This window comes from Neobacillus drentensis (assembly GCF_036965425.1).
Taxonomy (GTDB): Bacteria; Bacillota; Bacilli; order Bacillales; family Cytobacillaceae; genus Neobacillus; species Neobacillus drentensis_F.
Genome location: NZ_JBALPP010000176.1, coordinates 1 through 8,465 on the forward strand (window position 1 = coordinate 1; position 8,465 = coordinate 8,465).

Sequence of the window (8,465 nt, forward strand, 5' to 3'; positions counted from 1 at the left end):
ATAGAAAGGTACTATTGTCCGGAAATATTTTGCATGATAAAATCTGAATATTATAAATTTTTGAATGAGGGGGTAGCCTTTTTTATTAGTAGAATACATAATTTAGGGGGATTTATAGGTGAAAAAAAGTCTAGTACTTTTGGTGTGTGGAGTGTTAATGTTACTAACCGCATGTGGAGCGGGAAGTAAGGAAACTAGCGGAGAAGCAAAGGAGAAAAACGAGAAAGTTGTTAAAATAGGGATTTCACAAATTGTCGAGCATCCTTCCCTTGATGCGGCTCGAGAAGGATTTATTGCGGCACTGAAGGATGCGGGCTATGTGGAAGGAAAGAATTTAAAGATTGATTATCAAAACGCTCAGGGAGACATGAACAATAATAAGTCCATTGCCAATAACTTGGTGGCCGACAAGAATGACCTAATATTGGCAATCGCCACACCAAGTGCTCAGGCGGTGGTCAACTCGACGAAGGATATTCCAATATTGTTCACTGCCATAACTGATCCAGTTGGGGCCCAACTAGTACAAAGCCTGGACAAGCCCGGCGGGAATGCGACCGGAACATCCGATACACATCCTGATGCGATTAAGGATACAATTGATGCTATTAAAAAGTTTATTCCTAATGCCAAAAAGGTTGGCATTATCTATAATAACGGTGAACCAAACTCTGTTGTTAATGTTAAAAATGCTAAGATCGCTCTAAAGGCAGCCGGGCTGGAGGCGGTTGAAACTACGATTACAGCCAGTTCCGAAGTGAAGCAGGCAGCAGAGTCAATGGTTGGGCGTGCGGATGTATTATATATTCCGAAAGATAATACTGTTGTTTCTGCACTGGAATCCGTGATTAAAATAGCCAATGACAAAAATATCCCGACCTTTGTCGGTGAAGGTGATTCTGTAAAACGTGGAACCTTCGCATCTTATGGATTCGACTACCACGATCTGGGCTACACAACCGGAAAAATGGCTGTTGAAATTCTAAAAGGTAAAAAGCCAAGCGAAATTCCAGTCGGCTTCCCAGAAAACCTTCAGTTGTACATCAATAAAAAAGCTGCACAAGAAGAAGGAATTACATTAACTGAAGAGATGCTAAAGAACGCGAAAGTTGTGGGAGAATAATACCAGCAAAAAACCTGCCTTAAACAAGCAGGTTTTTTGCTGTTTCCAGTCATATTGAGTTTCGTTTACGCAAATCACTTGCACACGAATTACTTGTATACAAATCATCTTAAATGTGCTATATTCTTATTAATCAGAAAATTTAAATAAATAATGGTGGGAGAATAATGGAAAAATTTGATATCTGTGTTCATTTTTTACTTGCGAAAGCGTTACAAAGAGTGAATCAAGTGAGTAAATCCAAGCTAGCCTCTTATGGTGTGACACCTGTACAATTTGCCCTGCTTCGTCGGCTTTGGGAAAGGGATGGTCAATTTGGTTATGCTCTAGCTGAACAACTTCTTATGGACAGTGCAACGATAACAGGAATAATCGATCGGTTGGAACAAAACGGGTTTATTGAACGGCGAGTGGATCCTAATGATCGCCGCAACAAGCTGGTTTTTCTGACAGAGAAAGGGAGATCTATGGAGGTTTCATTATGTAAAAAAATGGATGAAATGAATAAAGAAGTGATGTCCGATTTTGATGTGGAGGAAATTCAGCAATTTAAGAAAATCCTTTTTGAAATTGGAATTAGAAACACGAATAAGGGAGTCTAAGGAAAGGGGGAGTGAACGTATGATAAATGTGTTCGAAAATGAAGACGTAACATGTATTGAGGGAAGTTTTGAAAGGGCAGAACAAAAAGGAAGAACGGTTTATGCATTTTTAGTTGACGGAATGTTGATTGATACCGGGTGCAAACACCTTGAATCTGATCTAATTCCATTTTATGAAAGCCATTCGATTGACCTAGTTACTTTAACTCATAGTCATGAGGATCATACAGGCACAGCTTCATGGTTCCAAGAAAACCGAAATGTTCCCATCTATATTCATGAAAAAGGAATTAGCACTTGTGCGCAGCCCTGTCCGTATCCCAAATATCGCCAGATGGCTTGGGGGATACGAAAAGAGTTTACGGCCTTGCCGCTAGGAGAAACGATTCAAACTAAGAATCAAGAGTGGAAAGTGATTTATACACCAGGACATGCAGATGACCATATCTCGCTTTATCATGAAAACACAGGCAGGTTATTTACAGGTGACTTATATGTTGCACCGAAAACAAAGGTCATTATGAAAAGTGAATCCATCCGGTTAATAATGAATTCCATTCGAATGCTGTTATCGTATAATTTCGAAACGATATTTTGCTCCCATTCAGGGTACATAAAAGAAGGAAAAGTAATGCTGAAGCAAAAGTTAAATAATCTTGAAAACCTTTGCGGTGAAGTAAAAGATTTACATCAAAAAGGATACACCATTAATGAAATCGATAAAACGCTTTTCCCGAAAAAGTACCCCATTGTGGCAGTTTCAGGGGGAGAATGGGATTCGGTGCATATCATTTCTTCCATTGTTACAAATCCACCTTTAGATTACTAGAATGATTATAAAATTATAAAAGTAAGGGGGGGAAAAAATGTCTTCCATTATTATTGATTCTACCCAATCTGAAATGAAGGTGTCCTTTCAAGAGAATAAACTTATTTTCATTTGGAGTTTAACGACCTTGCTGGTAGTAATGAATACGACTATGTTTAATGTTGCATTACCGGTTGTCATTAAGGATTTTTCCTTAAACTCATCCACCGCATCTTGGCTTGTTTCCGGTTATTCAATCATGTTTGCTTTATCAACGTTGACTTTTGGCAGACTATCGGATTTTATTCCTCTCTCAAGACTTCTACTCTTTGGAATTAGCATTTTAGGAATAGCTTCAATCATCGGTTTCTTTTCCAATCATTTTATTTTATTATTAGGAGCCCGAATTCTTCAGGCTGCTGGGGCAGGAGCCGTTATGGGGTTAAGCATGATCATGGCGGGACGCTATATACCAATATATAGGCGTGGAAAAGCGATGGCCTTTATTGCTTCTGCTGCTTCATTGGCATTTGGATTAGGTCCTGTAATAGGGGGAGTCATTACTCAGTACTTGGGATGGAATTATCTTTTCGCTATTACTGGATTTTCTATTTTATCTATTCCTTTCTTCCAAAGGTTATTGCCTAAGGAAACGATTAAAAAAGGACATTTCGATCTATATGGTGCAATTCTAACGGGACTTAGTGTTACAGGCCTTTTACTTTCTCTCTCCACAGGTTCATATGGCTTTTTATTAGGTACGGTTGTACTTTTAACAGTAAGTTGGAGATATTTGAATAAGATTAAAGAGCCGTTTATTCCACCAATACTCCTCAGAAATAAACAATATACAAAACTTCTATTTATTAGTTGTTCAGCGTTTTTCATTAACTTTTCAAATCTGTTTTTAATGCCCATAATTCTGACAACTGTATTTAAAAAAGCACCAGCAGAGGTAGGAATCATCATTTTTCCAGGAGCCATTTTGGCGGTGATTGCTGGACAAATGATTGGTAGAAAAATTGACCGCTTTGGCAATGCACCAGTTATCATTTTTGGGCAAATATTTTTATTAAGTGCCACTATCCTATTTGCGTGGTTAACAACCTTAAATCCCTATTTCATACTTATAACCTATATGTTCGCCAGTGTGGGCTTTACAGCTATTTCATCGAGCATCTCGAACGAGATCACAAGAATTTTGCCTTTAGCTCAAATTGGGTCGGGGATAGGCATCGTCCAATTAATGCAATTTTTCGGAGCGGGGCTAGGAGTGACAGTTTCTGGCTTATTATTAACCCTTCAGGAAGGTTTATCTTCGGAAAATATTTATCGGAATATTTATATTGGCTATTCCTTTGTAATCATTATGTCTGTAATCATATACGGATTATATTACCGAAAAGCACGTTCGAGGGAAATGGAAGTAAACCAAATTGACATCCAATAACGGATTTTGTATAGTAGGTGCGAAGAATATGATTGGAGTGAACGGGTTGATTCCAAACTCTGAATTACAACACTTAGACCTTATAGATTTGTTGAGCGAGCGACATAGTCTGGTCCGAAAGATTTCAGAAAAAGCATGGAACGATAAAAGTGAGATTTATATTTCCAATTCTGAATGGTATATCATGGCTAGGATTTATAAGAAGAGACCGACCATTTCCTATGTTACCAAAAATGTAGAAATATCCCGACAAGCCATTCATAAGTTTATTACAAATCTTTCTGAAAAAGGATTAGTGGAAATTGCAAACGTAGAAAATAACAAGAAAGAGAAGTGTATCCAGCTAACAGCATTAGGTGAGGAATGTTACGAAAAAAATGCAGAACTTAAAGCCCAGCTTGAGGATAAAATTGCAGAAAAAATAGGTTTGGAGCAAGTAAATATGCTTAAAGATTTATTAAAGTTAGAATGGGGAATTGAACAATAAGGATGTTTAAAAATGAAAACCACCTTTTTGTCAACATGATTGACAAAAAGGTGGTTTTTCTTTAAACTAAGTTAGTCAACTTAGTTGACAATAATGTAATACCAAAAAATTATTGAAGGGGTTTAATACGTGAATACACAAACAGGAACAATAGCAAAAAAACAATGTAATACAGTCCCGCGAACGACAATAGAAGTCAAAACCGGCCCGATCATGGCTGCACTGTTGGTGGCAGGCTTTGTCGGACTTTTTAGTGAAACGGCCTTAAATATCGCTTTAGGAGATTTAAGTCAAATTTTTCATGTTAGTGCTACTACGATTCAATGGCTTGCAACAGCTTATTTTCTTACTCTAGGCATTTTAGTCCCAGTTACAGGGATCTTGATGCAGAAATTTACAACACGACAAATGTTTATTGCTGCTGTAACGCTATTCATTTCTGGTACCATCCTAGCTGCCGCAGCACCTGTTTTTGGTGTATTACTTACGGGAAGAATCGTTCAGGCTGCAGGTTTAGCGATTACATTGCCATTAACGCAGAATGTTATTTTTACAATCTTCCCCCCAAATAAACGTGGTGCAGCAATGGGGGTCATGGGCTTAGTTATGTTAGCGGGCCCTGCGCTTGGACCAACATTGGCCGGTCTTATCCTAGATACATTATCATGGCACTGGATTTTTTGGGTGACAATCCCATTTTTACTATTCTCACTTTTTTTCGGGCTCCTATATTTACCGAATGTAAATGAGATCCGTAAGGTTTCAATTGATACAGTATCTATTATTCTTTCAACGATTGGATTTGGTGGTTTTGTTTATGGAGTGAGTGTTGGCGGTGAGCACGGTTGGACAAATTCAACTGTTATGGTCTCTATTATTGCCGGGGTTTGTGCATTGATTCTTTTTTCAATTCGTCAGACAAAAATGGAGAATCCGATGCTGAATCTTAAAGCATTTCAATACCCTCAATTCGTGCTTGGTATTGTAATGAGTTTTATAACGTTTTTCAATATGTTGTCCATGCTTGTTATTTTACCAATGTATATGCAAATGGCTTTAGTAATCGCTGCTTTTACAACTGGTTTAATCCTGCTGCCAGGAAGCCTGCTTAACTGTATATTAGCGCCAACCATTGGCCGTTTATTCGATTTATATGGTTCTAAAGTGGTTATTACACCTGGAACTCTACTAGTAGCCCTTGGATATTTATTTTATTCCCAGTTTGGTACAGATACGGCTTTATGGATGATAGTGGTAACTCATATTATCATGATGTTAGGTATTGGGGCGGTTCTTGCAAATGTACAAACAAACACGCTAAATTCGATTCCGAGACAATACTATCCGGACGGAATCGCATTAACCCAAACAATCCAACAAGTAGCTGGGGCCGTTGGTATTGCGATAATGGTATCGATTATGGCAGGCAAACAGAATAGTTACTTAGCTATCGCAAATGAACCAACACTAGCAGCATCAGAAGGTTCTTCACTTGTGTTTACAATCAGTTTAGGATTAGCGGTGATCAATGTAATCCTGTCATTTTTTATCAAAAAGCCCAATCATTAGATAATAGGAGGTATTGAGTATTCCTATTTATCCTCCTGAACAGTATAATCATGGATGGGAGTTGAATGAAATGAATAAAAAAGATATCGCTAATATCCGGAAACAATTCAAATTAGACAATTACAACCTGCAAATTCGAGAAATCTTCAATGTTTATGTACAGAAAGAATCAGGCGAGATTTACCATCATGTCAGCCAGCCGTTTCAAATGTTAGAACAAGAAGCGCAAGAATTGTTTTTAACAAACTTTAAGAAGGTATTAACAGGACAGCTTGATGCTAAACTGTTTGAGCTGAAATTCATTCGGGATGTGGAAGACAGCACGCAAATGTTCCTTTTCGAAGGATTACAACAAGAGTCAACTGATGATTGGAAAGAATACATGCTGGAAATCGTCTTGAAAATGTTTGCGAACACGAAATATGAATTTGATACAGTTGTGACCTTTATCCGGGGAGAATACCGAAAAGCGACCAGGAAACGGAATGCGGAAACCGAAGAAGGCGGGGATGATGAAGTTTATTCGAGCCCATTTATCCTTTGCAGTCTGAATAAAACGGATCAGCCGAAAAGAGCTTTGACGTTTGATTATATTGAAAAAGAATTCAAATCGCATAACTTCTTTGATCCTATTATTAATTTAGATTCTCCATTGTCCGGCTTCCTGTTCCCTGCTTTTAATGACAATGCGGCAGATGTGAACCATCTTCTCTATTGTGCAGGGAAAGCAAATCAGCCAGATGCCAGATTTATTGAAGAAGTGCTCAATTGCGAAGAGATTATTACTGCCCAGGAAGATAAGGACTGCTTCGATTTTATCTTAAAAGAAGTGATGGGAGACGAAGTGGAATCTCGGGTTATTTCCAATGTTTATGAGGAAATCGATAAGCTGATTCTAGAGAGTCAAGAAAATGAAGAAAGTGAAATTCCTACATTGGATTCTCGGGATATCGAACGCATTTTGACCGTAAGTGGCGTGGAAAATGTAGAGACGGCAAAAGTGGAACATGCCATTAAAAAAATCATAGATGATGAAAAATATGAATTCAAAGCCAGCAGCTTAGTTCCAAAGACCATAAAAATCGAAACCAAATTAGCCAATGTAACTATCAACCCGAAAGACCTGAAATATGTAAAATATATTACTTATGAAGGAAAACGATGCTTATTGCTGGAAGTTGACGAAGAAGTGGTAGTAGAAGGGTTCCGGTTGGAATCGGAGACACTTGGATAAAAATCAAAAAGCGGGTGAGTTTGCCCCCGCTTTTTTTAACATTATTTCCGAAACAGCCTGAAATTTCTTACCTAATTTGAAATAAATAATGACTGAGTTCATTAGATGACGTTTTATTTTTTTTGCTGTTCCATCGGAATTGGATGAGGTGGACCATTGCTTCATCTCGCTCTGGAGGAGTAAGCATTAGAAACGGATGAAATAGTATTTTAAATAGGGGCAGGATTGCCTCTTTTTTTATACAAAAAACAATAAAATAAAGAAGTCTTTGAGGTTAATTCTATCGTCAAGTGAGAATTCTCGCTAGACCAAACGCAACTCCTGCAGCAATGCCTCCAGTAATCATTGTTTGAAAAGCACTCTTCACAGCAGAAGTTCCTGTAAACCTTCCTTTTACGTATCCAAAAATTAGTAAGGCAATAAGTGTGACCATTACAGAAACCATTAACGCTGTTGTAGGTTTATGAAAGATAAAATATGGAAACAAAGGGATTAACCCTCCAACAATATATGAAATAGCAATGGTAATCGCACTGTTTCTCGCTCTTGTCGGCTCCGGCTTTTCTAGCCCCAATTCAAATTTCATCATAAAATCCACCCATTTTTCAGGGTTCTTTTTCATGGTTTCAGTAATCGATTTGATTTGGTCTTCTTCAAGCCCATATTCCCTGAAAATTTCAGATACTTCCTCTTCTTCACGCTCTGGTAGTTCTATTACTTCGCGCCGTTCACGGGCAAGTTCAGATTCGTAATGTTCCGCATCTGTTTTTCCTGCCAAATAACCGCCAAGTCCCATTGCAATTGAGCCTGCTGCAATTTCAGCGCCTCCTGCCGTGAGAATTAGTGTTGTTGTATCAACAGCACCAGACAAACCAGCAGCTAATGCAAACGGTACGGTTAATCCGTCTGACATACCAATGACAACATCTCGAATGAAGTCAGATCCAGAAAAATGTTCTTCTACGTGATGCAGGTGTTGATCCATTTTTTTTACCTCCACTTTAACTAATCTAACACCAATATACACCTATTTTTGTTGGTTTTATAGCTTTCATAACTCCTCCTTAAAGGAAAAAGTTTTTTATAGTATTTACTGTCGCTTGTAAATAAATCTACGAATAAAATGAGAGCATATATTCGTCATATATAATAAAAAATTTAATTTTGTATTCAATGTCAAAAAAAGCTAGTG

Annotated in this window: 8 protein-coding genes; 7 read left to right on the plus strand and 1 reads right to left on the minus strand. The window is 37.9% G+C overall.

All coding sequences use genetic code 11. The features are described from left to right. Positions 1 to 157 precede the first annotated feature (157 nt). The 7 genes from V7161_RS29215 (at position 158) to V7161_RS29245 (ending at position 7,273) form a co-directional block, all read left to right on the plus strand. Positions 158 to 1,123 (plus strand): ABC transporter substrate-binding protein, encoded by a 966-nt coding sequence (locus tag V7161_RS29215; RefSeq protein WP_420491690.1) that lies wholly within the window; start codon positions 158 to 160, stop codon positions 1,121 to 1,123. A gap of 167 nt (positions 1,124 to 1,290) precedes the next feature. Then, entirely contained in the window at positions 1,291 to 1,725 is a 435-nt protein-coding gene (locus V7161_RS29220; protein ID WP_335716277.1) for a MarR family winged helix-turn-helix transcriptional regulator, read from the plus strand. Positions 1,726 to 1,744: 19 nt separating this feature from the next. After that, positions 1,745 to 2,554 carry an MBL fold metallo-hydrolase gene (locus tag V7161_RS29225; protein WP_335716278.1) on the plus strand — a complete coding sequence of 270 codons (810 nt, stop codon included), beginning with the start codon at positions 1,745 to 1,747 and terminating at the stop codon, positions 2,552 to 2,554. A gap of 37 nt (positions 2,555 to 2,591) precedes the next feature. Next, on the plus strand, positions 2,592 to 3,983 hold the full coding sequence (locus V7161_RS29230; protein ID WP_335716279.1) for an MFS transporter: 1,392 nt from the start codon (positions 2,592 to 2,594) through the stop codon (positions 3,981 to 3,983). A 28-nt stretch (positions 3,984 to 4,011) separates the two neighbouring features. Next, positions 4,012 to 4,470 carry a MarR family winged helix-turn-helix transcriptional regulator gene (locus V7161_RS29235; protein ID WP_335716280.1) on the plus strand — a complete coding sequence of 153 codons (459 nt, stop codon included), beginning with the start codon at positions 4,012 to 4,014 and terminating at the stop codon, positions 4,468 to 4,470. Between the two features lie 213 nt (positions 4,471 to 4,683). Next, entirely contained in the window at positions 4,684 to 6,039 is a 1,356-nt protein-coding gene (locus V7161_RS29240) for a DHA2 family efflux MFS transporter permease subunit (protein WP_335716283.1), read from the plus strand. A 70-nt stretch (positions 6,040 to 6,109) separates the two neighbouring features. Next, positions 6,110 to 7,273 carry a DUF4317 domain-containing protein gene (locus tag V7161_RS29245; RefSeq protein ID WP_335716281.1) on the plus strand — a complete coding sequence of 388 codons (1,164 nt, stop codon included), beginning with the start codon at positions 6,110 to 6,112 and terminating at the stop codon, positions 7,271 to 7,273. A gap of 286 nt (positions 7,274 to 7,559) precedes the next feature. Here V7161_RS29245 and V7161_RS29250 read toward each other — a convergent pair whose 3' ends face one another. After that, positions 7,560 to 8,258, minus strand: a complete 699-nt coding sequence (locus V7161_RS29250; protein ID WP_335716282.1) for a VIT1/CCC1 transporter family protein — start codon at positions 8,256 to 8,258, stop codon at positions 7,560 to 7,562. Positions 8,259 to 8,465 lie beyond the last annotated feature (207 nt).

What these genes read in the sequence shown, in the direction of transcription:
- V7161_RS29215 (WP_420491690.1), top strand. Translation starts at nt 158, where the DNA reads ATGTTACTAACCGCATGTGGAGCGGGAAGTAAGGAAACTAGCGGAGAA.
- V7161_RS29220 (WP_335716277.1), top strand. Translation starts at nt 1,291, where the DNA reads ATGGAAAAATTTGATATCTGTGTTCATTTTTTACTTGCGAAAGCGTTA.
- V7161_RS29225 (WP_335716278.1), top strand. Translation starts at nt 1,745, where the DNA reads ATGATAAATGTGTTCGAAAATGAAGACGTAACATGTATTGAGGGAAGT.
- V7161_RS29230 (WP_335716279.1), top strand. Translation starts at nt 2,592, where the DNA reads ATGTCTTCCATTATTATTGATTCTACCCAATCTGAAATGAAGGTGTCC.
- V7161_RS29235 (WP_335716280.1), top strand. Translation starts at nt 4,012, where the DNA reads ATGATTGGAGTGAACGGGTTGATTCCAAACTCTGAATTACAACACTTA.
- V7161_RS29240 (WP_335716283.1), top strand. Translation starts at nt 4,684, where the DNA reads ATGGCTGCACTGTTGGTGGCAGGCTTTGTCGGACTTTTTAGTGAAACG.
- V7161_RS29245 (WP_335716281.1), top strand. Translation starts at nt 6,110, where the DNA reads ATGAATAAAAAAGATATCGCTAATATCCGGAAACAATTCAAATTAGAC.
- V7161_RS29250 (WP_335716282.1), bottom strand. Translation starts at nt 8,258, where the DNA reads ATGGATCAACACCTGCATCACGTAGAAGAACATTTTTCTGGATCTGAC.